Below are 25674 nucleotides of genomic sequence, written 5' to 3'. Positions count from 1 at the left end.
GATCCGGCGGGCGACGTCCGGCTGCCTCGACGGTCCGCTGTTCGAGTAGCCGGGCCTGCCGATCCGCGGGAGCCGCGTCCGGGTTCAGGCCTCCGGTCCGGCGTCGTCGTCCTCGCCCTCGGCCTGATCCGGCTGCGTCGGGGCGCTCGACTGCAACTGCTCGGGGTCGGCGTCCGGGTCCTGGGATGCGTCGTACTGCTGCGGGTTTCCGGTGTTCTCGGTCATGGGCGACGGATGCACCGGCCGGACCGGTCCTAAACCCGTTGCCGACCCGTTGCCGACCCGTCGTCGCTCCGGGCGGTGCCCGGCGGAGCCTGCTACCCGGAGCCTGTCCCGGCCGTCTCGTACGCCTCCGCCAGCAGCGCGACGACGCCGTCGTCGAGCTGGTCCGGGGTGGCGATGCTCAAGCGGTGGGTCGTCACCTTCGCGGTGGTCGGGAAGGCCTCCCGCAGCTGCGGGTGATGGACCCGCCGCGGCAGGTCCACGGCGATCTCGAGCCGCGACGAATAGACGAACGCCGCCGCGAAGATCCGACCGCGTCCCCATCGCACCTCGGCGGGACGGACCTGCTCCTCGACGTCGTCGCCGAGGCCCAGCACGAGCGTGCGGAGCCGGCAGAACATGTCGACGGCGGCGTCGTCCTTGTCGGCCAGGTAGTCGTCGATCGTCGCGTGCATCGCGGGCTCCTCGCCTGAGTGGCTCAACGGGACCGGCCGTAACGGTCGGCGAGCTTGTCGTCGGTGCTGCGCTCCACCGGGGCGGGCGTCGGCTCGGCCTCGGGTGCGGTCGCCGGCGCCGGTTCCTTCCGCTTGCGGCGCTCGCGCAGCTCCGCCCACACGAAGTACCCCAGCCCCAGCGGCGCCATGATTCCGAATGCCACCCACTGCAGCCCGTACGACAGGTAGGGGCCGGCGTCGAGTTGCGGCAGCGGGATCGTGCCCAGCCCCCCGGCCTGGTTCTCGGACAGCTGCAGGTATCCGCCCGTCAGCTCCAGGCCGGTGAACGCCGCGATCTGCGCGGGATCGATCGAGTAGACCTGGGCGTGGCCGGCGTCGCGGAACGGGGCCCTGCCCTCGGCGGTTCCCTCGGACATCCGCAGGCGCGCCTCGACGGTCACCGTGCCGGTGGGCGGCGGGGCGAACCCGGGGATCTCCGTGCCCCGTTCCGGACGCACGTATCCGCGGTTCACCAGGACGGTGCGGCCGTCGGCGAGCCGAAACGGTGTGAGCACCTCGTAGGCGGGGGAGGACTCGACGCTGCGCAACCGCACCAGCAGATCCGAGTCCGGGAGGTACGAGCCGGTCGCGACGACGCGCCGCCACTCGTCCTCCGGAGCCGGCGCGGGCCCGGTGAGCAGCTCCTCGACCGGCACGGGGTCCGTGGCCAGCGAGGCGGTGATCCGGTCGTTGCGCTCCTCGGTGGTGGTGTTCTTGCCGAGCTGCCACGGCGCGAGCACGGTGAAGCACGCGTAGGCGAAGCCGCCCACCACCAGGGCCAGCACCAGCCAGCTCGGGCGGAGCAGGAACGTCAGTCGTCGCACGTAACCACGGTAACCGGTGACGCGGGCCTCAGTGCCGTCGCACCCAGTCGAGCAGACCCGGGATCGCCGCCTCGATCTGCCGCCGGACCAGTTCGAACTCGTGCCGGTCGCCGTAGTACGGATCCGGAACCGACTCGCCCTCGGCGTCCGGGTCGAAGCTGCGCAGCAGCGCCCGGCGCTCGGCCGGCACCCCGAGCTGCGCGAGCATCCGGTCGTGGCCGGCGTCCAGCGCGACCACCAGATCGGCGGCGAGCTGTTCGTCGGTCACGCGCCGGGCGCAGTGCCCGATCGGGTAACCGTGCCTCCGCAACAGCTCCGTGGTGCGGGGATCCGCGTCCTCGCCGGCATGCCAGTCGCCGGTGCCCGCGCTGGTGACCCGCACCCGCCCGGCGAGGCCGGCCCTGCGGAGATGCTCGGCGAAGATCTTCTCCGCCATCGGCGAGCGGCAGATGTTGCCGGTGCACACGAACGTCACGTGCAGGCGCTCAGCGGTCACCGGTCAGCATCCTCGTCAGTTCGCCGACGCTGGACGTGGACCGGTGCGCGGCGGCCGCCTCGTCGACCGCGCCGTACCCCCACTCGACGAACACCGTCGGGATGCCCCACCGCGCCGCACCCGTCACGTCGTGCTCGCGGTCACCGACCATGACCACGCCGCCGGTGCCGCCGTCCTCGGCGGCGACCGGGTCCACCCCGAGCGCGACCAGACTGTGCGCGATCACGTCCGCCTTCGCCCGCCGGGTCCCGTCGTCGCTCGCGCCGCCGATGAAGTCGAAATGGCCGGCCAACTCGAAATGCTCGAGGATGCGGACCGCGAAGTTCTGGTTCTTCGACGTCGCGACGGCGAGGCGGCTGCCGGCGTCGCGCACTCGCCCGAGCATCGTCGCCACCCCGTCGAAGACGGAGTTCTCCGCCCAGCCCCGCTCGTCGTACCGCTCGATGTACGCGGTGAGAGCCCGGTGCACCTGCTGCTCGTCGAGACCGAGTCCGCGCAGGGTGTCGATCATCGGCGGACCGAGGACGCGCTGCGGCTCGTCGTGCGCCGGTTCCGGAGCGCCCACCGTGGCGAGCGCATGCCGGAACCCGTCGATCACGCCCGCCGCCGAGTCCGTGAGGGTGCCGTCGAGGTCGAACAGCACCACGGGTGCCGGCAACAGCAGAGGATGCAGATCGGCGAGAGTCGTCACGCCCCCATTGTCCCGGCTGCCGGCGAGGCCCGCCGCGTAGGGTCGGGGACGGTTTGCGGGGACGGTTTGCGGGGACGGTTTGCGGGGACAACGGTGGAGACGACGGAGGAGGAGCGGTGACGGCGGTGACGCTGCGCGAGGTGATCGACGTGCTCGAGACGGCCTACCCGCCGTCGCTGGCCGAGTCGTGGGACTCGGTCGGACTGGTCGCCGGCGATCCCGACGAACCTGTGAACAGGGTGCTGCTCGCGGTCGACGCCACCGCGGCCGTGGTCGACGAAGCCCTCGACTGGGGCGCACAACTGCTCCTCGTGCACCACCCGCTGCTGCTGCGCGGTGTCGACACCGTCGGCGCGCACACCCCGAAGGGCGCCCTGATCCACCGGCTCATCCGGGGCGGCTGCGCGCTGTTCACCGCCCACACCAACGCCGACCGCGCCGATCCGGGCGTGTCCGACGCGCTGGCACAGGCGCTCGGCCTGACCGGACTGAGGCCGATCGAGCCCAAGCCCGAACCGGCCGTCGACAAGTGGGTGGTCCTCGTGCCCGCCGACTCGGCCGAACAGGTGCGCGCCGCCCTGTTCGACGCCGGCGCGGGCCGGCTCGGCAACTACCGCGAATGCTGCTGGACGACCTCCGGGACCGGACAGTTCCGTCCCGAGGCCGGCGCGGATCCGGCGATCGGCACCGTCGGCGAACTCGAGCGCGTCGCCGAGGACCGCGTCGAGGTCGTCGCCCCGCGATCCGTGCGCGGCCGGGTGCTTGCCGCTCTGCGCGCGGCGCACCCCTACGAGGAACCCGCGTTCGACGTGCTCGAACTGGCCGAGCTGCCCGGCTCGCGGGGACTGGGCCGCGTCGGCGACCTCCCGGTGCCGCAGACGCTGCGCGAGTTCACCGAACGCGTCGCCGCGGCACTGCCGGCCACGGAGTGGGGGGTGCGCGGTGCCGGCGACCCCGACCGGATCGTCCGCACCGTTGCGGTGTGCGGCGGCTCCGGCGACTCCTTTCTCGGCACCGTCGCACGGCTCGGCGTCGATGCGTACGTCACCGCGGATCTGCGGCACCATCCGGCCGACGAGCACCTGCGCGCCGGCGGACCCGCGCTCGTCGACGTCGCGCACTGGGCCAGCGAGTACCCGTGGTGTGCGCAGGCGAAAGGAGTGCTCGACGCCGCGTTCGCCGATCGCGACGGGTGGGCGGCCCGCGTCAGCGAGCTACGCACCGATCCCTGGACCACCGCCGCCCGGTAGGTCCGGGTTCCTCGTGACCGGCCGCGCGGTACGGTAGGCAGCTATCACCCCCAGATCTCGCCGCCGAAAGCAGGAACCCGCCGAGTGAACGTCGAACCCGCCGTGCAGTCCAAGCTCCTGGCCCTCGCCGCTGTGGACACCGAGGTGACCCGCCTGGCGCACCGGCGCCGCACCCTGCCCGAACAGCAGGAGGTCGAACGGCTCGAGGCGGAACGCACCGCGCGGCGGGACGCCGCCGTCGCCGTCGAGATCATCCTCGACGACCTCGACCGCGACATCCGCAAGCTCGAAGGGGAGGTCGAGGCGGTCCGCCAACGGGAGGAGCGCGACCGCAAGCTCCTCGCCGGCGGCAGCGTGGCCGCCAAGCAGCTGTCCGAACTCCAGCACGAGCTGACCAGTCTCGAACGGCGGCAGGCGCTGCTCGAGGACGAGCTGCTCGAGGTCATGGAACGCCGGGAGGCGTCCAAGGCCGACCACGACCACGCCGGCGCGCGGCTGTCGAGCGTCGACGCCGAACTCGCGGACGCCGTCCGCCTGCGCGACGAAGCGCTCGCCGACATCGAGGTCGCCGAGCAGCGGTGCCTGAGCGACCGCGCGGCACTCGTGGAGGCCTTTCCCGCCGAGCTCGTCGACCAGTACGAGGCGCAGCGGTCGAAGACCGGCACCGGCGCGGCCCTGCTGCAGGCGCGACGGTGCGGCGCGTGCCGCCTCGAACTCGACCGCGGCGAGATCTCTCGCATCGCCGCCGCCCCGCCCGAGGCGCTCGTGCGCTGCCCCGAATGCAACGCGATCCTGGTACGTACCAAGGAATCCGGGATTTGAGCCGGGTCGTTGTCGAGGCCGACGGCGGTTCGCGCGGCAATCCCGGACCGGCCGGCTACGGTGCGGTGGTCTTCGATGCCGACCGCGAGGCCGTGCTGGCCGAACGCAGCGCGAGCATCGGCCGCGCCACCAACAACGTGGCCGAATACCAAGGCCTGATCGCCGGATTGACCGCCGCCGCCGAACTCGGGGCCGACGAGGTCGACGTCCGGATGGATTCCAAGCTCGTCGTCGAGCAGATGTCGGGCCGATGGAAGATCAAGCACCCGGACATGATTCCGCTCGCCGCGCGTGCCCGCGAATTGGCCGGAGGATTCTCGCGGGTCGAGTTCACCTGGGTGCCGCGCGCGGAGAACGCCTACGCCGACCGGCTCGCCAACGAGGCGATGGACGGTGCTGCCTCGGCCACCACAGGTTCCGAACCGCCGTCGTCCGCATCGGCGCCGCCGGCGAAATCGCCCGGCTGGACCGGTGCCGTCGGGACACCCACGCGGATGCTGCTGCTGCGGCACGGGCAGACCCCGCTGTCGGTGGAGCGCCGCTACTCCGGGCGCGGTAATCCGCCGCTGACCGAGCTGGGCCGCGCGCAGGCGCGCGCGGCTGCCCGTCGGATCGGCGAGCGTGGCAATGTCGCCGCGGTGGTCTCGTCGCCGCTCGGACGGGCGCGAGAGACCGCCGAGGCCGCCGCGGCGGTGCTCGGTCTGCCCGTGACGGTGCACGACGGGCTCCTCGAGACCGACTTCGGCAAGTGGGAGGGACTGACCTTCCGCGAGGCGGCACAGCGTGACCCCGATCTGCACCGTCGCTGGCTGGGCGACACCTCGGTGCGCCCGCCGGGTGGGGAGAGCTTCGACGAGGTCCGCGGCCGTCTCGCTGCCGTCCGGGACGAACTGGTCGCGGAGTACGGCGGGGCGAACCTACTCGTCGTCTCCCACGTCACGCCGATCAAGACCCTGCTGCAGATGGCGCTCGATGCCGGGCCGTCGCTGCTGTATCGCCTGCACCTGGACCTCGCGTCGCTGAGCATCGCCGAGTTCTATCCCGACGGCGGCGCGGCCGTGCGCCTGGTCAACGACACCTCGCACCTGTAGGCGCCCGCGGCATCGGTGTGTCCTTTGGGCTGCGGTAGCCGCCCAAAGGACACACCGACGGCGGCGTCCCGGTTCGGTGACCGACACGTGGGGTATGCCACAGCGAGAGTGGTTACACCGACAGTGATCACACCGACGGTGATCACACCGACGGTGGCCAGAGCAGCAGTCCGGGCAGCATTCGGAGGTGCCGACAATGACCGAACCGCACGACGAACCGAATCTCGACGACGTCATCACTCCGACGGAACACGTCACCCGCGATCGCCGTGAGCACGGCAAAGCGCCGGAACGCCTCGACGACGACTATCTCGAATATCGCACCGAACAGGAACGCATCGCCGCCGGTCTCGACGACTACGACCCCGATCGCGTACCTCCGGCGACGGACTGACCCCGCCCGCGGGCGCCCGACCCCGCACGCGGCGTTCCGTCGTTCACACCTGCAGTTTCCGCAGCGTGCGCAGGTTGCGCGTCGTGGTCACCGCCTTGTAGCGGGGCTTGCCGAGGCTCCGGCCGAAGGCGCTCCGGACCGTCTGCCCGCGCTCGACGTCCCAGTACAGGACGCCGTCGCCCCGGGCGACGCGCTCGACCGCCGGGTCGAGACCCGCCGCCGTCGCCGCGAGTTCGTCCAGAACCGCGGGATCGGCGACGAAGATCGCGTATGCGTGCCGGCCGTCGCGCTCCTGGAACGGGTAGGCGTCGACGATCGCCGCGACGGCGGCCTGATCGTGGACGAACACGAACGCCTCGTAGCCGAATCGAGCGCGCAGCGCCGCCTCGATCCGTGCCTTCGATTCGGCGGTGTCGGCCGGGCCGGCGTCGAACAGCACGTTGCCCGACGCGAGCACGGTGCGGACGTTCCCGAAACCGAGTCCGGAGAACACGTCCTTCAGATCCGCCATCGCGATGGTGATGCCGCCGACGTTGATGCCGCGCAGCAGAGCCACATATCTCGCCATGGCGGTACCGTAGTTCGCATTTGCGACACGTGAGGCAGTACGCTGATCGACGCGGACGAGTTGGCCGGGCGACCGCGGCACAGGGAACCGGCACCGTGGCGGTGCCAGGCCCTGGATCGAGGAAAGTCCGGACTCCACAGAGCAGGGCGGTTGCTAACGGCAACCCGAGGTGACTCGCGGGACAGTGCCACAGAAATCAGACCGCCCACCCTTCGGGGTGGGTAAGGGTGAAACGGTGCGGTAAGAGCGCACCAGCACCCCGGGTGACCGGGGTGGCTCGGTAAACCCCGCCCGGAGCAAGGTTGAAGGCCGCACCGACCCGTCGGTGCGGCTGCGCAGGTGTCCGAGGGCTGCTCGCCCGAGCCTGCGGGTGAACCGCTCGAGGTACCCGGCGACGGTGTGCCCAGATGGATGGTCGCCACCCCGCCTCGGCGGGGTACAGGATCCGGCTTACAGGCCGGCTCGTCCGCCCACCCGGCTCAGATCGGGGCGACGACCAGCAGGTGCGCCCAGTAGGAGGCGGCCTCGTGTCCCAGGTAGGGGAGCAGGAAGTCGTAGAGCAGGTACGACATGCGATTCCTTTCGCGTCGTCGAGCGGGGACCAGGGGCCGACCGTACCAGCCGCGCCGTCGCACGCGGGTTACCCCGACACTCGGCGCCGCGTGGGGCAGACTGGGAGTCATGAGCGACGAGGGCTGGTACTACGACGTACACACCGGAAAGGTCAGCCAGGGGAAGGACCCGAGCGCGCTGAACCGCATGGGGCCGTACCCGGACCGCGCCACCGCCGAACGGGCACTCGAGATCGCGGCCGAGCGCAACAAGGCAGCGGACGAGGCCGACGAGGAATGGAACCGCTGAGCGGTTCCCCGGCACGGTGACGCACACCCGCATCGTCGTCGCGCCCGCGATCGACTTCGGTGCCGTCCGCGCCGAATTCGCGCTCGACGACGACTACCCCCTGCCCGCCGTCGCCGAGGCCGACGCCGCAGCCGACCGCTGGTCCGCCGCGCGGGTGGACCGCACGGATCTGCCCCTGGTGACCATCGACCCACCGGGATCGATGGATCTCGACCAGGCCCTGCACCTCGAGCGGACCGTCGACGGATTCGTCCTGCACTACGCGATCGCCGACGTCGCGGCCTTCGTCGCCCCCGGCGGCGCGCTCGACCGCGAGAGCAGGCGCCGCGGTCAGACCTACTACCTGCCCGACGGGTCGGTCCCGCTGCATCCGCGGTCGTTGTCCGAGGACGCGGCCAGTCTGCTGCCCGGCCGCGTGCGCCCGGCGGCGCTGTGGCGCATCGTTCTCGACGAGGCCGCCGAGCCTGTGGACGTGACGGTGCGGCGCGCACTGGTCCGATCCGTCGCACGGTTCGACTACGCCGGGGTGCAGGCCGGTGTCGACGCCGGTGTCGTGCACCCGTCGATCGCGGCGCTGCCCGAGTTCGGCCGGCTCCGCGAAGCGGCGGCCCGGGCCCGGGGCGCGATCGAACTGCGGCTGCCCGAACAGGACGTGATCGCCGACGGGAACGGCTGGCGGTTGACCACCCAGCCGCGCACGGAGGTCGACGACTGGAACTCCCATGTCTCGCTGCTGACCGGAATGTGCGCGGCGCAGATGATGCTCGACGCGCGGATCGGGTTGCTGCGAACCCTGCCGGCGGCCGCTCCCGAAGCCGTGACGCAACTGCGGCGCACCGCCTCCGCCCTGGGCGTGCCCTGGCCGGCCGATGTGCCGGTGGGTAGTTTCCTGGCCGGCCTCGACATGACCGTGCCCGGCACGCTGGTGCTGATGAGCGAGGCCCCCGCGCTGCTGCGCGGCGCGTCGTACGTCGCGTTCGACGGCGAGGTGCCGGAGCAGCCGGGGCACGGGGCGATCGGAGCGCCGTACGCACACGTCACGGCGCCGCTGCGGCGGTTGGCCGACCGGTTCGCGACGGAGGTGTGCCTGGCGGTCTGTGCCGGCACCGACGTGCCGGCATCCGTGCGCGCGGCGCTCCCGGAGCTTCGCGAGACCATGACCGGTTCCGATGCGCTCGCCGGGAAGGTGACCCGCGCGTGCATCGAACTCACCGAGGCGACGGTCCTCGTCCCGCACGTGGGGGAGACGTTCGATGCGACGGTCCTGCGCGCGACGAACGGCCGCCGGGACGCCGAGGTGTTCGTGCCCGACGCCACCGTGATCGCCCCGTGCACCGGGGAACCGAAGGAAGGCAGCCGAATCCGGATCCGGCTCACACACGCCGACCCGCAGACGCGGAAGGTGCGGTTTGCGTACCCGGCGTGACGGCGCTGCCGGCCGCGAGCGGCGGCCGCGGGGCCTGTTCGCCGGCATCGTCGCCGCGGTGGCGCTCGTGGTCCTCGCCGCGGTGCTGGTGCTCGGCGCGGTACCGAGCCGATACCTGCCCTGGGACACCGCCGATTTCCCGGACGTGGACACCTCGTCGCTGACGCAGCCGCAGGCGCGGATCGTGGAGTTGCTCGGGGACGAACACCGCACGCAGCGACCCGGGACCTTCTATTCCGAGGGCGCCGAGGAGCCGTGGTGCGCGAACTTCGTCAGCTGGATCATGCGGGAAGCGGGCCGCCCGCTGGCCAATCCGCATTCCGGGCACTGGCGGATCCCCGGCGTGTACACCCTGCAGGAGTACTACGACTCGGCCGGCCGATTCGAACCGGCCGGCGGCGGCTACCGGCCGGTGGTGGGTGATGTGGTGCTGTACGAGAACGAGCTGTGGGTCGGCCAGCACACCAACATCGTCGTCGCGGTCGACGGCGACACCGCGACGACCGTCGGCGGCAACGAACTCGGCCGTATCCGCGTGCACACCGTCGACGTCACGTCCGACTCGGCGGTGGTCGGGTTCGGCCGCCTCGAATGAGGTTCAGCGAAAGCGGTCGGTCGCCTCGAGCAGGTGATGGGTGATGCCGGGTTCGTTCGCGGCGTGCCCGGCGTCGTCGACGACGACGAAGTCCGAGCCGGGCCATGCCTTGTGCAGTTCCCACGCGCTCGTCGCGGGGCAGACCACGTCGTAGCGGCCCTGCACGATCACCCCGGGAACGGCGTGCAGCCGCCCGGCGTCGCGCAGCAGCTGCCCTTCCTCGAGGAAACCGCGGTGGCGGAAGTAGTGGTTCTCGATGCGGGCGAACGCCAGCGCGAAACGCGGGTCCGACGTCTCCGCCACCCGTTCCGGTGCGGGCAGCAGGGCGCTGGTCGCACCCTCCCACGTCGACCACGCCACGGCGGCCCGCAGCGCGACGTCGGGGTCGGGCGAATGCAGCAGCCGGTGGTACGTGTCGACCGGATGCTCGCCCTCCGGCGCGCCGGTCAGCGGTTCCAGGAAGCGCTCCCACAGTTCGGGGAAGAGCTGTCCGGCACCACCGTTGTAGTACCAGTCGATCTCGCTGCTGCGCAGCAGGAAGATGCCGCGCAGCACCAGCTCGGTGACCCGGTGCGGATGCCGTTGCGCATACGCCAGCGCCAGTGTCGACCCCCACGAGCCACCGAACACCTGCCAACGGCCGATCCCCAGCCGCCGCCGCAAGGCTTCGATGTCGGTGAGCAGGTACTCGGTGGTGTTGGCGGACAGATCGGCGCCGTCGGCGACGTGCGGGACCGACCGGCCGCAGCCGCGCTGATCGAACAGCACGATCCGGTACGCCTCCGGATCGAAGAACCGGCGGTGTGCGGGGACGGTGCCGCCGCCGGGGCCGCCGTGCAGGAACACCACCGGCTTGCCGGCCGGATTGCCGCTGACCTCCCAATAGACGCGCTGGCCGTCACCGACATCGAGCATGCCCTGCTCGTGCGGCTCGATCGGCGGGTACGGCTGCCGCAACGGCATCAGAAGCCGACCAGGGCGGACGCGAGGGTCGGGATCTGCAGCGCCTCGAGTGCCTCGCCGCGCACCTCGGGGCACTGGGCGGAGGCGATCGCGTCGACCCGGTCACGGTCCCGGGCGAGCGCCAGCATGTCGATGCCGTTGCGGGCGGCCCACTCGCCGACCAGCAGGTTCAGACCGGGCTTGCTCATGGACGGGGTGTAGGTGCGCCAGCTCTGCAGCTGGGCCTCCATCTGCGAGCACAGCTCGGCGGCCTGGGGCTCCGTGACTCCACCCGGAAGCGTGCTCGGCTCCGATGTCGCGTCCGTCGTCGGCTGCGCCGACACGGAACTCGAGCCGCTGGGGGCGGGCTGGCCGCCGGACGCGCACCCGGCCAGGCCGGCGATCGTCGCACCGGCGACGGCAACGGCGAGCAGTGTGCGACGGGGACGAATCATCTGCGGTGCACCTCGTGGGTCGGTACGGCCCGGGCCTACGGGCGAGGGAACCTGCGGCCGGACCGGCCGCAGGTTCCCTCGCCCTGCCGGATCAGAAGGAATGCTCGGGACCGGGGAACGTCCCGGCCGCCACCTCTGCAGCATATTCGGCGGCCGCGCGGCGCAGTTCGTCGCCCACGCTGCCGAACTTCTTGACGAACTTCGCGGTCCTGCCGCTGGTGTATCCGGCCATGTCCTGCCACACGAGGACCTGGGCGTCGCACTCGTTTCCGGCACCGATCCCGACCGTGGGGATGGTCAGCTTGCGGGTGACCTGACCGGCGATGTCGGCGGGCACCATCTCCATGACCACGGAGAAGGCCCCGGCCTCCTGCACGGCGATGGCGTCGGCGACGAGCTGTTCGGCGCCGTCGCCGCGGCCCTGCACCCGGAAACCGCCGAGGCTGTTGACCGACTGCGGGGTGAAACCGACGTGCGCCTGGACGGGGATGCCGGCGGCGGTGATCGCGGCGATCTGCGCGGCGACCCGCTCGCCGCCCTCGAGCTTGACGGCGTGGGCGCCGCCTTCCTTCATGAAGCGGATGGCGGTGGCGAGGGCCTGCTCCGGCGATGCCTCGTAGGTGCCGAACGGCAGGTCGGCGATCACCAGTGCGTGCGGGGCGCCGCGCACCACGCCGCGTACGAGGGGGAGCATCTCGTCGACCGTGACCGGCACGGTCGTGTCGTAGCCGTAGACGACGTTCGCGGCGGAGTCGCCCACGAGCAGCACCGGGATGCCGGCCTCCTCGAAGATGCGGGCGCTCGAGTAGTCGTACGCCGTCAGCTCGGCCCAGCGCCGGCCCTCGGCCTTCATGGCCTGCAGGTGATGGACCCGCGTCTTGCGGCGAGGAGCGTCGGACGGAGTCGAGCCGCCGTAGAGGGCAGTCGTGGATTCGGACATCAGAGGTCCCTTTCTGCCTCGAGGCCCGTGCGGGTCCCCGGGTTGGGTGATGACGGTCTCAGTCTGCCACCGGCGTCATCCGGGCAGTAGCGGCACCGGTGGTGCGATTGGTCACATCCGCCGGTCGCGGCCGCAGGACCGGTCCCGAACCGCCGACCCGGCCGCAGGACCGGTCCCGAACCGCCGACCCGGCCGCAGGACCGGTCCCGAACCGCCGACCCGGCCGCAGGACCGGTCCCGAACCACCGACCCGGCCGCGGTTGCTCCCGTGGCACCATCGCTGGGTGTCGTCCCTTCCACTCCGCGCCGTCGCGGTGACCGCCGTGGCGCTGCTCGCCGCCGGATGCAGCACCACGACCGAGACCGCGCCGCCGCGGACGGCGCCGCTCGGCGCCCCGGCCGGCCTCGAGCAGTTCTACGGACAGCAGGTGCAGTGGGAGTCCTGCCGGGACTACGGCGCCGACGCCGGCTCGCTGCCGCGCGGCGTGCAGTGTGCGCGGATCACGGTGCCGCTGGACTACGACGACCCGGGCGGGGAGACGATCACCGTGGCGATCTCGCGTTCGCCCGCGTCGGGGCAGCGGATCGGCTCGCTGCTCGTCAACCCCGGCGGGCCGGGTGCGTCCGGGCTCGGGCTGGCCACCGTCGCCGACGGCACCGAGCTGACCGACCGTTTCGACGTGATCGGCTTCGATCCCCGCGGCATCGGCGCCTCCGAGCCCGCGGTGCGCTGCCGCACCGACGCCGAGGCGGACGCCGACCGCGCGTTCGACGACGGCGACATGAGTCCCGAGGGCATCGCGCGCACGGAGCAGCGGCACCGCGACTACGCCGAGGCCTGCGCGCAACGCACCGGCACCGACCTGCTCGCCCACGTGGGCACCCGCGAAGTGGTGCGCGACATGGACGTGCTCCGTTCCGTCCTCGGCGACGAGAGACTCAATTACCTCGGCTTCTCGTACGGCACCCGGATCGGCACGCTCTATGCGGAAACCTTCCCCGACCGGGTGCGGACGATGGTGCTCGACGGTGCGCTCGATCCCGAGCAGGATCCCCTCGACGAGGTCCTGCTGCAGGCGGCCGGCTTCCAGACCGCATTCGACGCGTTCGCGGCGGACTGCGCCCGCTACGACGACTGTGCGCTCGGCACCGACCCGGCTGCGGCGGTGGAGAAGTTCCGCGCTCTCGTGGATCCGTTGATCGCGGCGCCCGCGGACACCACGGATCCGCGGGGCCTGAGCCACCGGGACGCGGTCACCGGGGTGCAGCAGGGCCTGTACTCGCCGCGGCTGTGGGGTTCGCTGCGGGCGGGCCTCGCGGCGCTGACCGACGGCCGGGGCGACACGCTGTTGCTGCTCGCGGACCTGTACGAGGGACGCGGCGACGACGGCACCTACACCAACGCCACCGACGCGTTCAATGCAATCCGGTGCGTGGACGATCCGCCGGTGACGGACCCGGCCGTCGCGGCCGAGGCCGACCGGCTGTACCGGCAGGCGGCGCCGTTCCTCGACGACGGGCGGGCGAGCGGCGCCGCGCCGCGGGATCTGTGTGCCTTCTGGCCGGTGCCGCCCACCGGTGCGCCGCACACCCCGGACGTGCCGGGCCTGCCGACCGTGCTCGTCGTCTCCACCACCGGGGACCCCGCGACGCCGTACCAGGCGGGGGTGGACCTGGCCCGGCAACTCGGTGGCACGCTCGTCACCTTCACGGGTACCCAGCACACCGTCGTCCTGGACGGCGAGGACTGCGTCGACGGCCCGGTGACCGGCTATTTCGTGACCGGGCAGGCGCCCGCCGCGGACCTGCGGTGCTGACCACCCGACGATGTGAGCGACACGCCGGAACCACAACCCGCGGATGTAACACGGATTTAACGCACTGTGCCTAGTCTCGGCCGTATGGATCGCCAGAAGGAGTTCGTGCTCCGCACCCTCGAAGAGCGCGACATTCGGTTCGTGCGCTTGTGGTTCACCGACGTCGTCGGAACCCTCAAGTCGGTGGCGATCGCCCCGGCCGAACTCGAAGGAGCCTTCGAGGAGGGCATCGGGTTCGACGGCTCGGCCATCGAGGGTTTCTCCCGCATCTCCGAGGCCGACATGGTCGCCCGCCCGGACGCCTCGACCTTCCAGGTGCTGCCGTGGGCCGACGGCAAGGGTCAGCAGTACTCGGCCCGCATGTTCTGCGACATCACCATGCCCGACGGCACCCCCAGCTGGGCCGACCCGCGACACGTGCTGCGTCGCCAGCTCAACAAGGCGTCCGACCTGGGATTCAGCTGCTACGTGCATCCCGAGATCGAGTTCTTCCTCATCGAGAACGGTGAACCGGGGGCGCTGCCGGTGCCCGCCGACGACGGCGGCTACTTCGACCAGTCGGTGCACCGCTCGGCCCCGAACTTCCGCCGGCACGCCATCGACGCGCTCGAGTCGATGGGCATCTCCGTCGAGTTCAGCCACCACGAGACCGCACCCGGTCAGCAGGAGATCGACCTGCGGTACGCCGACGCGCTGTCCATGGCCGACAACGTGATGACCTTCCGCTACGTGGTCAAGGAGATCGCGATGTCGGAGGGCGTGCGCGCGACGTTCATGCCCAAGCCGTTCCGCGAGCACGCGGGCTCGGCCATGCACACCCACATGAGCCTGTTCGAGGGCGAGAACAACGCGTTCCACGATCCGGACGATCCGTTGCAGCTCTCGGCGACCGGCAAGGCGTTCATCGCCGGGGTGCTCGAGCACGCCAACGAGATCAGTGCCGTGACCAACCAGTGGGTCAACTCGTACAAGCGCATCGTGCACGGCGGCGAGGCGCCCACCGCAGCGTGCTGGGGCCCGTCCAACCGTTCCGCCCTGGTGCGGGTGCCGATGTACACGCCGAGCAAGGCGTCGTCGCGCCGGGTCGAGATCCGCACACCCGACTCGGCCTGCAACCCGTACCTGACGTTCGCGGTGCTGCTCGCCGCCGGCCTGCGCGGCATCGAGAAGGGCTACGAGCTCGGGCCCGAGGCCGAGGACGACGTGTGGGCGCTGACCTCCGCGGAACGGCGTGCGATGGGGTACCGCGAGCTGCCCACCGACCTCGACATCGCCCTGCGGGAGATGGAGAAGTCGGAACTGGTGGCCGAGGCACTCGGGGAGCATGTGTTCAACTTCTTCCTCCGCAACAAGTGGACGGAGTGGGAGAACTACCGCAGCCAGGTCACCCCGTACGAACTGGATCAGTATCTGGGCTTGTAACCCCTTGCCGGCCGCGGCCGCCCGGGGGAGTCGCCGCGGACCGGCCGGTTGACGACGACGAAGAGGTGAGGTCCGTGCCCACTCGGGCGGCAGTGTCCCGCGCCGGAACGACGCCACCATGGTGAGACCGCCGGCGGCGCGCTCGGCGATACCGAGCGCCGGGCGGCTCGGCCTGCTCGCTCCGACCGCGCCGGACGAGCTCCGGCAGCTCGGCTGGACCGGCACCGAGAGCACCGAACTGCTGTGGGCGCTCTCGCGCGCACCCGACGCGGACCTCGCGCTGCGGACCCTGGCCCGCCTGCACGACGCGCTCGGGGATGGCTGGGCGGAACTCGTCGCCGCGCTGCGCACCGACAAGGGACTGCGCGGGCGGCTGTTCGGCCTGTTCGGAGGCTCGTCCGCCCTCGGCGACCACATCGTCGCCCACCCGGAGCGGTGGCGTGATCTCGCCGGGGCGCTGCACCTGCCCGACCGGCGAACCCTCACCGAGCGGATGCTCGGCTGTGTCGACGCCGAGCCCGAGGCCGGGACGGGCGAGAACCGTCTGATCTACCGGGCGAAGATCACCGGTCCGGCCGCGGTGGCGGCTCTGCGCACCGGCTACCGCGATCAGTTGGCGCTGCTCGCGGCCGCCGATCTCGCCGCCGTCGTGGAGAACGAACCGGTCCTGCCGTACCTCGAGGTGGGCCAGCGGCTCGCGGATCTCGCCGATGCGGCCCTGACGGCGGCCCTGGCGGTGGCCGTCGCCAACGTCGTCACGGACGGTCCCTGCCCCGTCGACCTGGCCGTGATCGCGATGGGCAAGTGCGGGGCCCGCGAGCTCAACTATGTCAGCGACGTCGACGTCGTGTTCGTCGCCGAGCCGTCCGATGCCCGCGCCAGCCGCATCGCCGGGGAGATGATGCGGATCGGCACCTCGGCGTTCTTCGAGGTCGACGCCGCGCTGCGTCCCGAGGGCAAACGCGGCGAACTGGTCCGCACCCTGGACTCGCACGTCGCGTACTACCAGCGCTGGGCCAAGACCTGGGAGTTCCAGGCGCTGCTCAAGGCCCGGCCGATGACCGGCGACCTCGATCTCGGTCGCCGCTACGTCGAGGCACTCAGTCCGATGGTGTGGACGGCGTCCGAGCGGGATGCGTTCGTGCCCGAGGTGCAGGCGATGCGCCGGCGCGTCGAGGAGCTCGTGCCCGCCGAACTGCGCGAGCGCGAACTCAAGCTCGGCCGCGGCAGCCTGCGCGACGTCGAGTTCGCGGTCCAGCTGCTGCAGCTCGTGCACGGCCGCGCCGACGAGTCGCTCCGCGTGCCGAACACGGTGCAGGCGCTGTCCGCCCTCGCCGACGGGGGATACGTCGGGCGCGACGACGCCGCGAACCTGCGGGCCTCCTACGAGTTCCTGCGGTTGCTCGAGCACCGGCTGCAGCTGCAACGGCTCAAACGCACGCACACGCTGCCGCCCCCCGAGGACCGGGAGGCGATGCGCTGGCTCGCTCGCGCCGCGCACATGCGCCCCGACGGCCGGCACGACGCGCTCGGCGTGCTCGAGGCGGAGATCAAGCGCAACGCGGCCCGGGTACGCAAACTGCACGCGAAGCTGTTCTACCGCCCGCTGCTCGAGTCGGTCGCCCGGGTGGACAAGGAGGCGCTGCGGCTGTCGCCCGACGCCGCGGTCCGCCAGCTCGCCGCACTCGGCTACAGCGCACCGGAGAACGCCCTCGGCCACCTGACGGCGCTGTCCGGTGGCGCCTCGCGCAAGGCCCGCATCCAGGCGCTGCTGCTGCCCCAGCTGCTCGAGGCACTGGGGGAGACGAGCGACCCCGACGCCGGCCTGCTCGCCTACCGCCGCCTGTCGGAGGCGCTCGTCGACCGGGTGTGGTTCCTGCGGACGCTGCGCGACGAGCCGTCCGTCGCGGACCGGCTCATGACCGTGCTCGGTTCCTCCGCCTACGTGTCGAATCTGCTGGTTCGGGCCCCGGACGTCGTCCGGCTCTATGCGGACGGCGCCGGTGGTCCCCGGCTCCTCGAACCGCAGCCCGAGGAGGTTGCCAAGGCCATCGTCACCTCCTCGGCCCGCTACGGCACCCCCGACAAGGCCATCAACGCGGCCCGGTCGTTGCGCCGGGCCGAACTCGCCCGTATCGCCAGCGCCGACATTCTCGGAATGCTGGACGTACCGCAGGTGTGCCGCGCGCTGTCCGCCGTGTGGGCGGCCGTGCTCGAGGCTGCCCTGAGCGCCGTGATCAAGGCGTCCGAGCTGGAGGACGGGCCGGCTCCGGCACGGCTCGCGGTCATCGGCATGGGCCGCCTCGGCGGTGGCGAGCTGGGCTACGGATCCGACGCCGACGTGCTGTTCGTGTGCGAACCGACCGCCGGCGCCGACGAGACCGCCGCGGTGAAGTGGGCGAACCAGGTCGCCGAGCGGGTGCGCGCCCTGCTCGGTGCGCCGAGCACGGATCCGCCGCTCGAGGTCGACACCGGGCTGCGACCCGAGGGGCGCAGCGGCCCGATGGTGCGCACCCTCGCGTCCTACCAGGCGTACTACGCGCAGTGGGCGCAGACGTGGGAGGTGCAGGCACTGTTGCGGGCCGACGCGGTGGCCGGGGACGCCGACCTCGGGCTGCGCTTCCTGCACATGATCGACGCCACCCGGTACCCGGCCGGCGGGGTGTCGGACGACGCGGTGCGCGAGATCCGCCGGATGAAGGCTCGCGTCGACTCGGAACGGTTGCCGCGCGGCGCCGATCCCGCCACGCACACCAAGCTGGGCCGCGGCGGTCTGGCCGACATCGAATGGACCGTGCAGCTGCTGCAGCTGCAGCACGCTCACAACATCGAGTCGCTGCACAACACGTCGACGCTCGAGACGCTCGACGCGATCGGTGCCGCCGAACTGCTCAGCAGCGCGGACGTCGCACTGCTGCGCGACGCGTGGCTCACCGCCACCCGCGCACGCAACGCGCTCGTGCTGGTGCGCGGCAAACGGACCGATCAGCTGCCCGGTCCGGGGAAGCTGCTCTCGGCGGTGGCGCAGGTCGCCGGCTGGCCGGGGGGTGACGCCTCCGAGTTTCTCGACCACTATCTGCGGGTCACCCGGCGTGCGCGGGCAGTCGTGGAACGTGTGTTCGGGACGTGAGATCCCGGATCCAGCTGCCGCACCCACGCGATTCGTATGTGAGAAAGGGAGATTCGTGACGACTTCGCGCCGTGTCCCGACGGTCGACGCCGTGGCCGGGGCGCTGGGGGAACTGCGGTCGCGGACGCCGGTGGTGCAGTCCCTGACGAACGTGGTCTCGGCGAACTTCGTGACCAACGTGCTTCTGGCGGCGGGCGCGAGCAATGCGCACATCGACAACGTGCACGAGGCCGGCGGATTCGCGCGGGCGGCCGACGGCGTCCTGATCAACGTCGGCACCCCCGACGATGCCACCGCGGAGGCGTTCCGTCTCGCGGCCCGCAGCGCTCACGAGGCCGGCACCCCGTGGGTCCTCGACCCGGTGGGCGTGGGGGGTCTGCCGTGGCGCAGCGACCTCGCCGCCGAACTGCTGGCGCACCGGCCGACGGCGATCCGCGGCAACGCCTCCGAGATCATCGCCCTGGCGGGCCTGCGGGGCGGGACCCGCGGCGTCGACAGTTCCGCCGACGCGGCGGCGGCGGTCCCGGCGGCGCTGGCCCTGCTCGATCGTGCCGAGGCCGTATCGGCTTCGGGCGCAATCGATCACCTCGTCGGCCGGGACGCCGGCGGGGCAGTGATCGGTGTGCGGGTCGGCGGTGGCAGTGCGATGCTGCAGCAGGTGACGGCCACGGGTTGTGCCCTCGGCGGTCTCGTCGCCGCATACCTCGCCGTCGCACCGACGCCGTTGATCGGGCTCGCCGCGGCCCACGTGCACGTCGCCGTCGCCGCGGAGATCGCCGAGGCGGCCGCCGCGGGCCCCGGCACGTTCGCCGTGGCCTATCTCGACGCCCTCTACACCGTGGACGCCGACACGCTCCGTGCCCGCGCGCAGCTCGAGATCTTCGAACCGCGCAGGTAGCTCGGCGACTCCGGATCTCTCAGCGGCAGACGACGACGAGACCCACGCCCAGCCACACCTGTCGTTCGACGCGATCGAACTCGTCGTCGTCGTGGTCGTACACGTAGTCGACCTCGGTGCGGTAGCCGCGATCTCGTTGTTCGGTGACGCGGCAGTCGCCGGACAGATTCCCGGCGCGGTTGGTGATCCTGTAGGGGATGCCTTCCGCGTCCAGGAGGGCGATCGCCTGCTGTTCGCTGAGGCCGACGACATCGGGCGCGGGTTGCGCTGCGGCGAGGCCGGAACCGAGAAGGAGGGTGGCGGCGGCCGCGCACAGCGCGGCCGGGAGGGTGGTGCGCATGACAACGTCCTTTCGGGAACGATGTCGCGATGGAGTGAATCCGGTGGGGGACATCCGTGCCGCCGGTGGTGGCGGGGGCGGCGTCCGTCAGATGTGGTCTATCGGCGCGATCCGGCGGTGGATCCGGGCGGCGAGCGCCCCCGCGGCGCGGACCGTGGTCCGGCCGTGGACGACGGTGCCCCGGCACGGCGGGGTGCGCAGACGTTCATCAGCAGTTCCCCAAGGCGCCCCGACCCGGAACCGGCCGGCGCCACTTCAGGGTACTCCCGGCTTCTGACAAATCCGGCAGAACTGGCGGACCTGCCGGAACGGGCCGCTGCGTGCGGCCCGCAGTCCGTCGGTCGGAACCGGACGGCGGAGCCCGTACCGGATCGGTCGGCGGGAGCGCGCGCCGGGCGAGGCGCCGACGGCTGATCACCGTGACCATCTGCCCGATGTGTCGCACGTCACAACTGAACAGAATGATCCGCTGAAAAGTTGTCTGTTGACTGATTCAATCAGCTGTGTCGATCATTGCTGAACCAGTTGATGTGACTCGAGCGACGTGCGCAGCACCTGTCGCAGCAAAGGAACAGTGCGATGACCGAAACCGTGGTCCGCGAAATCGAGCGTTCTCCCTACGATCTGGACGACCGGTACCGCTCCGGCTCGGGCACGGTGCTCCTCACCGGTGTCCAGGCGATCGCCCGCCAACTCGTCGAACAGCACGTGCGCGACATCCGCGACGGCCGCCGCGTGGCCACATTCGTCTCCGGGTATCCCGGCAGCCCGCTCGGCGGGCTCGACAAGCTGCTGCACGGCATGCCGAAGGTCCTCGCCGAGCACGACATCACCTTCGTGCCCGGATTCAACGAGGAACTCGCCGCAACCTCCGTATGGGGCAGTCAGGGCCAGCTGGGGGCGGGCACGCCCACCCACGACGGCGTGGTCGGCGTCTGGTACGGCAAGGGGCCCGGCCTGGACCGGGCCACCGACGCGCTGCGGCACGCGAACATGTACGGCGTGGACCCGAACGGCGGTGTCCTGCTGATGGTCGGCGACGACCCGGCGTCGAAGTCGTCGACCGTGCCCGCGGTGAGCGAACGGTCCCTCGCCGCCCTCGGGATCCCGGTCCTGTTTCCGCGCAACGCCGCCGAGATCGTCACGATGGGCCTGCACGGAGTCGCGCTGTCGCGCGCGTCCGGCTGCCTCGTCGCTCTCAAGGTCGTCGCAGACGTCGCCGACGGCGCGTGGTCCGTCGACGGTTCGGTTGCGGACCTGCGCATCACCGTTCCCGAGATCGAATGGGAGGGAAGGCCGTTCGTGTACCGGCAGCGCCCGATGGCGGCCCCGGGCGACAGCGTGATCGCCGAGGCGGACCTGTACGGGCCGCGCTGGGCGATGGTGCACGCGTACGGGAAGGCCAACGGCCTGGACGTCGTCGAGGTCGACCCCCCGCACGCCCGGATCGGACTCGCCGCCACCGGTACCACGTTCGACGCGCTGCGACAGGCCCTGCTCGATCTCGGGGTGACCGACGCCGACCTGCACCGCGCCGGCATCCGGCTGCTGCGCATCGGAATGCCGTACCCGATCGGTCCCGACCTGGTACGCGAATTCGCTTCCGGTCTCGACCAGCTCGTCGTCGTCGAGGACAAGACCGCGTTCGTCGAAACCCAGATCCGGGAGATCCTCTACGGCACCGACCATCCGCCGCGCATCGTCGGCAAGAAGGACGCCGACGGCCGGCCGCTGATGCCCGTCGACGGCGAGCTCACCGCCGGACGGATCCGCGGTCCGCTGCGCCGGGTGCTGCGCGGACACGTCGACCTCGGACCTGCGCCGTTGCCCCAGTTGCCGCTGGAGGTGCTGTCTGCCAAGCGCGCCCCGTACTTCTGCAGCGGCTGCCCGCACAACCGCTCCACGGCCCTGCCGGACGGCTCGATCGGCGGCGGCGGCATCGGCTGTCACGCACTCGTCACCATGTCCGGCCGCGCCGACAGCGCCGTCACCGGCCTGACCCAGATGGGTGGCGAGGGCGCGCAGTGGATCGGGCAGGCACCGTTCACCGACATCGGCCACATGTTCCAGAATCTCGGCGACGGAACGTACTTCCACTCCGGTCAGCTCGCCGTGCAGGCGTGCGTCGCGGCCGGGGTGAACATCACCTTCAAGCTGCTCTACAACGACGTCGTCGCCATGACCGGCGCGCAGGACGCCGAGGGCGCACTGACCGTTCCTGCGCTCACCCGCAAACTCGCCACCGAGGGCGTGCGCAGGATCATCGTCTGCTCCGACGACCCGAAGCGGCACCGCAAGCGCTCCCTCGCCCGCGGCGTGCAGGTCTGGCACCGCGACCGGCTCGACGAAGCACAGCGCGTGCTGCGCGAGGTCCCCGGCGTCACCGTGCTCATCTACGACCAGCACTGCGCGGCCGACGCGCGCCGGCAACGCAAGCGCGGGACCCTGCCCGCCCGCACCACCCGGGTGGTGATCAACGAGGCGGTGTGCGAGGGCTGCGGCGACTGCGGCGTCAAGAGCAACTGCCTGTCGGTGCAGCCGGTCGACACCGAGTTCGGGTCGAAGACCCGAATCGACCAGACCTCCTGCAACACCGACTACTCGTGCCTCGACGGGGACTGCCCGTCGTTCGTGACGGTCGAGGCGTCGCCCGGCCGGAAGGCTCGGCGCCGCAGCGTCCCGACGCCGCCGGCCGTGCCCGACGTCGACGTCGACACCCCGGAGGGCACCCGCAACGTCTTCCTCGCCGGCATCGGCGGCACCGGCATCGTCACCGTCAACCAGGTGCTCGCGACCGCCGCGCTGCGCGCGGGCTTCGACGTCGAGTCCCTGGACCAGATCGGCATGAGCCAGAAGGCGGGCCCGGTGGTCTCGCACCTGCGGTTCGCCGCCGACGGCCTCGCACCGGGGAACCGGGTGACCACCGGCGGTGCGTCGTGCCTGTTGGCGCTGGACCTGCTGACCGCGGCGGATGCGAAGAACCTTGCCTACGCCGACCCGCACTCGACCGTCGCGGTCGCCTCGACGAGCCGCACCCCCACCGGGGACATGGTGTACGACAGGTCGATCCGGCACCCGGACGAGCAGCAGCTGCTCGCGCGGCTGGGCGCGGTGACCCGTCGGCTGGTCTCGTTCGACGCCCTCGCCGCCGCGCAGGCGCTCTTCGGTGACACCTCCGCCGCGAACTTCCTCGTCGTCGGCGCCGCCCACCAGCTCGGCGGACTGCAGATCCCCGCCGCGGCCGTCGAGGAAGCGATCGAGATCAACGGCGTGGCGGTCGCGGCGAACATCGCGGCGTTCCGGTGGGGGCGGGTGGCGGTCGCCGACCCGGACGCGTTCGCGGCCGCGACCGAACCGGCGCGGCCCGAGCGGAGAGCCACCGTCGTACCGGAACACCTGCTGGCCGGCACCACCTTCGACGGCGAGGTGCTGCGACTCGTGCGGGTGCGCGCCGCGTCACTGATCGACTTCCAGGGTGACCGTCTCGCCGCCCGGTACATCGAGCGGGTGCAGGCGGTGTGGGAGGCCGAACGCCGCGTCACCGCGCGCACGGACTTCAGCGCGGCCGTCGCGCGCGGACTGTTCAAGTTCACCGCCTACAAGGACGAGTACGAGGTCGCGCGGATGCTCGTCGACCCCGCCTTCCTCGACGAGGTGCAGTCCCAGGTGCCCGGCGGAGCGCAACTGACCTATCGGCTGCACCCGCCCGTGCTGCGCGCACTCGGTCGCACGAAGAAGGTCGGGTTCGGTCCGAAGTCGCACGTGGCGCTGCGGGTGCTGGCCAAGGGCCGCCGGCTGCGCGGCACCCGGCTCGATCCGTTCGGGTACGCCCACGTCCGCAGGGTCGAACGCGCCCTGCTCGCGCACTACACCGCGACGATCGACCGTCTCGCTGCCGAATTGGGCATCGAGAACTACGACCGTGCGGTGCAGGTCGCGGAGCTGGCGGACGCGGTCCGCGGCTACGAGGACGTCAAGCTGCGCTCCGTCGAGCAGTACCGCACACGCCTCGCCGGCCTGGGCATCGACACCGACTTCTGATGCCACCGCCTTCCGATTTCACCGTCTTCCGATGTCACCGCCTTCCGACGTCACCGTCTTCTGACGTCACCGCCTTTTGACGTCACCGAATCGTCTCTGTCCGAAAGGAATCCACTCGTGACCGCCACCCTTCTCGACCACGCGCCGGCCGGAGTCTTCGACCGTTCCCGTCGCCTGTCCGACCGTCCGCACGAACAGGTCGTCTTCTGTCAGGACGCCGCCACCGGCCTGCGCGCGATCGTCGCGATCCACTCCACCGCGCTCGGCCCCGCCCTCGGCGGCACCCGTTTCTACCCCTACGCCGACGAGGCCACCGCGCTCGAGGACGTGCTGCGCCTGTCGTGGGGCATGACCTACAAGGCCGCGGTCGCCGGGGTGAACCTCGGCGGCGGCAAGGCCGTCATCCTCGGTGACCCGGTCACGGACAAGAGCGACGCGCTGCTCGCCGCGTACGGACGGTTCGTCGAGTCCCTCGGCGGTCGCTACGTCACGGCCGCCGACGTCGGCACCGCCGCCGGTGATCTGGACGTCGTCGGCCGGCACACCCGGCACGCGGTCGGACGCACCACCGCAGCCGGCGGATCCGGGGACAGCTCGCCGCTCACCGCGCTCGGAGTGTTCCGTGCGATGCGGGCCGGCGCCGAACATGTCTGGGGCACAGCATCTCTGGACGGACGCACCGTCGGTGTCGAGGGGCTCGGGAAGGTGGGCTACGAGCTGGTGCGGCTGCTCGTCGCCGACGGGGCCGACGTGATGGTCGCCGACGTGAACCCCGGGGCCGTGGCCCGGGTGGCCGCCGACTTCCCCGTCCGCATCGCGAGCAGCGTGGTCGACGCCCCGGTGGACGTGTACGCACCGTGTGCGCTCGGTGGGACGCTCACCACGTCGACCGGCAGCGCGCTCGGGGCGCGGCTGGTGTGCGGTGCCGCGAACAATCAGCTCGCCCGCCCCGAGGTCGAGGATCTGCTCCGCGACCGGGGCATCACCTGGGTGCCGGACTATGTCGCCAACGCCGGCGGCCTGATCCAGGTCGCCGGTGAGGTCGACGGCTCCGACCCGAGCGTCGTCCGGTCCAGGGTGGACGCAATCTTCGACCGCACCGCCGAGATCTTCGCGATGTCGCGAACCCTGGGCATCGGGCCCGGCGCGGCGGCGAACCGGCTCGCCGAGCAGCGCATCGACGCGGCCTGACGGACGCGGGCGGCGTACCGTCCCGGCCGGTCGCACGGCGAACAGGGGAGGCACCACGGTGCCTCCCCTCTCGCTCGTGCACCGGGTGCGGGCGCGACCCGGAAGCGGTTGTCCCCGAGCGCCGGTGGGCCGAACGGCGACGTCCCTCAGCGACGGTCGCTCGTCGGCACGGAGCGCCCGTGCCCGGAGTCGCGGGTGAGATGTTCGAGCAGGGGCTGCGTCCGGTACGCCACGGGCGTCGTCAGGGCCAGCGTGGTGGTGGTGTGGGCGACGCCCTCGATCGCGTGGATGCGTTCGAGTTGCAGGAGCAGGTCCTCCTGCGACTGTGCCGCCATCCGGATCAGCAAGTCCTCCCGGCCCGTCGTCGCGTGCACCTCGAGTACTTCGGGGAATCGTTCGAGCTCCGCGATGACGTGCCCCATCCGCGCCTGCACGAGTTCCGCGCCGATGAACGCCTGCAGCGGCAGGCCGAGCTTCGGCAGATCGACCACCGGGCGATATCCCGTCACGGCGCCCGACTCCTCGAGCTTCCGGATCCGCGACTGGACGGTGTTGCGGGCGACGCCGAGCTTCGCTGCCAGATCGACTATGCCGGCTCGCGGGTTGTGGGTGAGCTCGGCGAGGAGAGCCGCGTCGAGCCGATCGAAACTGAGCACGGTGACATCCTTTCAGTTGTGATGGGCGTCACATTTGAGCATCGTGCGTAGCTGTTGCCGAAGATGTTGACACGAAAAGTGACAGTGCCATGATTGCTGCACTGAATT

At 71.6% G+C, this 25674-nt stretch carries 24 protein-coding genes and 1 other RNA gene; 14 read left to right on the top strand and 11 right to left on the bottom strand.

Going from position 1 to position 25674, the window contains the following annotated elements; genetic code table 11:
* Window positions 1-84 precede the first annotated feature (84 nt).
* From QNA09_RS13490 to QNA09_RS13470, 5 genes are all read right to left on the bottom strand, one after another.
* Window positions 85-225, bottom strand: a complete 141-nt coding sequence (locus tag QNA09_RS13490; protein ID WP_017680347.1) for a hypothetical protein — start codon at window positions 223-225, stop codon at window positions 85-87.
* Window positions 226-317: 92 nt separating this feature from the next.
* On the bottom strand, window positions 318-677 hold the full coding sequence (locus QNA09_RS13485) for a DUF5655 domain-containing protein (protein ID WP_010594297.1): 360 nt from the start codon (window positions 675-677) through the stop codon (window positions 318-320).
* A 23-nt stretch (window positions 678-700) separates the two neighbouring features.
* Window positions 701-1540 (bottom strand): SURF1 family protein, encoded by an 840-nt coding sequence (locus tag QNA09_RS13480; protein ID WP_017680348.1) that lies wholly within the window; start codon window positions 1538-1540, stop codon window positions 701-703.
* Window positions 1541-1568: 28 nt separating this feature from the next.
* Window positions 1569-2036: a low molecular weight protein-tyrosine-phosphatase gene (locus QNA09_RS13475; protein ID WP_017680349.1), complete on the bottom strand. Its 468-nt coding sequence runs from the start codon at window positions 2034-2036 to the stop codon at window positions 1569-1571.
* Entirely contained in the window at window positions 2026-2727 is a 702-nt protein-coding gene (locus QNA09_RS13470) for an HAD hydrolase-like protein (protein ID WP_064066121.1), read from the bottom strand. The genes QNA09_RS13475 and QNA09_RS13470 overlap by 11 nt, the downstream gene beginning before the upstream one ends.
* A 116-nt stretch (window positions 2728-2843) precedes the next feature.
* Between QNA09_RS13470 and QNA09_RS13465 the strand changes: the two genes are divergently transcribed.
* The 4 genes from QNA09_RS13465 (at window position 2844) to QNA09_RS13450 (ending at window position 6284) form a co-directional block, all read left to right on the top strand.
* Window positions 2844-3977, top strand: a complete 1134-nt coding sequence (locus tag QNA09_RS13465) for a Nif3-like dinuclear metal center hexameric protein (protein ID WP_010594300.1) — start codon at window positions 2844-2846, stop codon at window positions 3975-3977.
* A gap of 84 nt (window positions 3978-4061) precedes the next feature.
* A complete protein-coding gene (locus QNA09_RS13460; protein ID WP_010594301.1) occupies window positions 4062-4799 on the top strand; it encodes a zinc ribbon domain-containing protein in 738 nt (245 codons plus the stop codon).
* Window positions 4757-5890, top strand: coding sequence for a bifunctional RNase H/acid phosphatase (locus tag QNA09_RS13455; RefSeq protein ID WP_208643846.1), 1134 nt, complete (start codon window positions 4757-4759; stop codon window positions 5888-5890). The genes QNA09_RS13460 and QNA09_RS13455 overlap by 43 nt, the downstream gene beginning before the upstream one ends.
* Window positions 5891-6086: 196 nt before the next feature.
* Complete coding sequence (locus QNA09_RS13450) at window positions 6087-6284, top strand: hypothetical protein (RefSeq protein WP_010594303.1); 198 nt, start codon at window positions 6087-6089, stop codon at window positions 6282-6284.
* A gap of 43 nt (window positions 6285-6327) precedes the next feature.
* Here QNA09_RS13450 and QNA09_RS13445 read toward each other — a convergent pair whose 3' ends face one another.
* Complete coding sequence (locus QNA09_RS13445; protein ID WP_026137661.1) at window positions 6328-6852, bottom strand: DUF1697 domain-containing protein; 525 nt, start codon at window positions 6850-6852, stop codon at window positions 6328-6330.
* A gap of 56 nt (window positions 6853-6908) precedes the next feature.
* On the opposite strand from QNA09_RS13445, the gene rnpB reads away from it, so the two are divergent.
* From rnpB to QNA09_RS13425, 4 genes are all read left to right on the top strand, one after another.
* Window positions 6909-7321, top strand: an RNA gene (rnpB, locus tag QNA09_RS13440) — RNase P RNA component class A.
* A gap of 212 nt (window positions 7322-7533) precedes the next feature.
* Window positions 7534-7713 carry a hypothetical protein gene (locus tag QNA09_RS13435; protein ID WP_006947711.1) on the top strand — a complete coding sequence of 60 codons (180 nt, stop codon included), beginning with the start codon at window positions 7534-7536 and terminating at the stop codon, window positions 7711-7713.
* A gap of 16 nt (window positions 7714-7729) precedes the next feature.
* A complete protein-coding gene (locus QNA09_RS13430) occupies window positions 7730-9139 on the top strand; it encodes an RNB domain-containing ribonuclease (RefSeq protein WP_040275205.1) in 1410 nt (469 codons plus the stop codon).
* The gene (locus QNA09_RS13425) at window positions 9123-9734 is read left to right on the top strand and encodes a CHAP domain-containing protein (RefSeq protein WP_064066126.1); all 612 of its coding nucleotides are present in this window, start codon (window positions 9123-9125) and stop codon (window positions 9732-9734) included. Before QNA09_RS13430 ends, QNA09_RS13425 begins: the two co-directional genes overlap by 17 nt.
* 3 nt (window positions 9735-9737) lie before the next feature.
* Here the strand turns inward: QNA09_RS13425 and pip are convergent, their stop codons facing one another.
* The 3 genes from pip to panB all read right to left on the bottom strand — a co-directional run bounded on the left by pip (window position 9738) and on the right by panB (window position 12071).
* Window positions 9738-10697 (bottom strand): prolyl aminopeptidase, encoded by a 960-nt coding sequence (gene pip, locus QNA09_RS13420; protein ID WP_040275210.1) that lies wholly within the window; start codon window positions 10695-10697, stop codon window positions 9738-9740.
* A complete protein-coding gene (locus tag QNA09_RS13415) occupies window positions 10697-11131 on the bottom strand; it encodes a hypothetical protein (protein ID WP_017680353.1) in 435 nt (144 codons plus the stop codon). Before QNA09_RS13415 ends, pip begins: the two co-directional genes overlap by 1 nt.
* 91 nt (window positions 11132-11222) lie before the next feature.
* A complete protein-coding gene (gene panB, locus QNA09_RS13410) occupies window positions 11223-12071 on the bottom strand; it encodes a 3-methyl-2-oxobutanoate hydroxymethyltransferase (protein WP_010594310.1) in 849 nt (282 codons plus the stop codon).
* 284 nt (window positions 12072-12355) lie between these two features.
* Here panB and QNA09_RS13405 point away from each other — a divergent pair, with 284 nt between their 5' ends.
* The 4 genes from QNA09_RS13405 (at window position 12356) to thiM (ending at window position 19338) form a co-directional block, all read left to right on the top strand.
* A complete protein-coding gene (locus QNA09_RS13405; RefSeq protein WP_040275225.1) occupies window positions 12356-13888 on the top strand; it encodes an alpha/beta hydrolase in 1533 nt (510 codons plus the stop codon).
* Window positions 13889-13972: 84 nt separating this feature from the next.
* Window positions 13973-15310, top strand: a complete 1338-nt coding sequence (locus QNA09_RS13400; RefSeq protein WP_010594312.1) for a glutamine synthetase family protein — start codon at window positions 13973-13975, stop codon at window positions 15308-15310.
* A 118-nt stretch (window positions 15311-15428) separates the two neighbouring features.
* A complete protein-coding gene (locus tag QNA09_RS13395) occupies window positions 15429-18440 on the top strand; it encodes a bifunctional [glutamine synthetase] adenylyltransferase/[glutamine synthetase]-adenylyl-L-tyrosine phosphorylase (RefSeq protein WP_040275228.1) in 3012 nt (1003 codons plus the stop codon).
* A gap of 55 nt (window positions 18441-18495) precedes the next feature.
* Window positions 18496-19338: a hydroxyethylthiazole kinase gene (gene thiM / locus QNA09_RS13390; RefSeq protein ID WP_026137662.1), complete on the top strand. Its 843-nt coding sequence runs from the start codon at window positions 18496-18498 to the stop codon at window positions 19336-19338.
* A 19-nt stretch (window positions 19339-19357) separates the two neighbouring features.
* Here the strand turns inward: thiM and QNA09_RS13385 are convergent, their stop codons facing one another.
* Complete coding sequence (locus QNA09_RS13385) at window positions 19358-19678, bottom strand: PASTA domain-containing protein (protein WP_010594315.1); 321 nt, start codon at window positions 19676-19678, stop codon at window positions 19358-19360.
* A gap of 579 nt (window positions 19679-20257) precedes the next feature.
* On the opposite strand from QNA09_RS13385, the gene QNA09_RS13380 reads away from it, so the two are divergent.
* Window positions 20258-23719: an indolepyruvate ferredoxin oxidoreductase family protein gene (locus tag QNA09_RS13380; RefSeq protein WP_119699853.1), complete on the top strand. Its 3462-nt coding sequence runs from the start codon at window positions 20258-20260 to the stop codon at window positions 23717-23719.
* A gap of 117 nt (window positions 23720-23836) precedes the next feature.
* Window positions 23837-24910: a Glu/Leu/Phe/Val dehydrogenase dimerization domain-containing protein gene (locus tag QNA09_RS13375; RefSeq protein WP_010594317.1), complete on the top strand. Its 1074-nt coding sequence runs from the start codon at window positions 23837-23839 to the stop codon at window positions 24908-24910.
* 146 nt (window positions 24911-25056) lie between these two features.
* Here QNA09_RS13375 and QNA09_RS13370 read toward each other — a convergent pair whose 3' ends face one another.
* A complete protein-coding gene (locus QNA09_RS13370; RefSeq protein WP_010594318.1) occupies window positions 25057-25566 on the bottom strand; it encodes an Lrp/AsnC family transcriptional regulator in 510 nt (169 codons plus the stop codon).
* Window positions 25567-25674 lie beyond the last annotated feature (108 nt).

The sequence above is a fragment of the Rhodococcus sp. AH-ZY2 genome (genome assembly GCF_030916465.1).
GTDB classification, from domain to species: Bacteria; Actinomycetota; Actinomycetes; order Mycobacteriales; family Mycobacteriaceae; genus Rhodococcus; species Rhodococcus ruber.
The sequence above is the reverse complement of the archived record's forward strand: the minus strand, read 5'-3'. Positions and strand labels throughout refer to the sequence as shown.

Excerpts from the sequence above, each read along its gene's own strand:
- QNA09_RS13385 (WP_010594315.1), bottom strand. The coding sequence starts at position 19,678 with ATGCGCACCACCCTCCCGGCCGCGCTGTGCGCGGCCGCCGCCACCCTC.
- QNA09_RS13485 (WP_010594297.1), bottom strand. The coding sequence starts at position 677 with ATGCACGCGACGATCGACGACTACCTGGCCGACAAGGACGACGCCGCC.
- QNA09_RS13455 (WP_208643846.1), top strand. The coding sequence starts at position 4,757 with ATGCAACGCGATCCTGGTACGTACCAAGGAATCCGGGATTTGAGCCGG.
- QNA09_RS13415 (WP_017680353.1), bottom strand. The coding sequence starts at position 11,131 with ATGATTCGTCCCCGTCGCACACTGCTCGCCGTTGCCGTCGCCGGTGCG.
- QNA09_RS13490 (WP_017680347.1), bottom strand. The coding sequence starts at position 225 with ATGACCGAGAACACCGGAAACCCGCAGCAGTACGACGCATCCCAGGAC.
- QNA09_RS13400 (WP_010594312.1), top strand. The coding sequence starts at position 13,973 with ATGGATCGCCAGAAGGAGTTCGTGCTCCGCACCCTCGAAGAGCGCGAC.
- QNA09_RS13395 (WP_040275228.1), top strand. The coding sequence starts at position 15,429 with ATGGTGAGACCGCCGGCGGCGCGCTCGGCGATACCGAGCGCCGGGCGG.
- pip (WP_040275210.1), bottom strand. The coding sequence starts at position 10,697 with ATGCCGTTGCGGCAGCCGTACCCGCCGATCGAGCCGCACGAGCAGGGC.
- QNA09_RS13445 (WP_026137661.1), bottom strand. The coding sequence starts at position 6,852 with ATGGCGAGATATGTGGCTCTGCTGCGCGGCATCAACGTCGGCGGCATC.
- QNA09_RS13435 (WP_006947711.1), top strand. The coding sequence starts at position 7,534 with ATGAGCGACGAGGGCTGGTACTACGACGTACACACCGGAAAGGTCAGC.
- QNA09_RS13450 (WP_010594303.1), top strand. The coding sequence starts at position 6,087 with ATGACCGAACCGCACGACGAACCGAATCTCGACGACGTCATCACTCCG.
- QNA09_RS13380 (WP_119699853.1), top strand. The coding sequence starts at position 20,258 with ATGACCGAAACCGTGGTCCGCGAAATCGAGCGTTCTCCCTACGATCTG.
- panB (WP_010594310.1), bottom strand. The coding sequence starts at position 12,071 with ATGTCCGAATCCACGACTGCCCTCTACGGCGGCTCGACTCCGTCCGAC.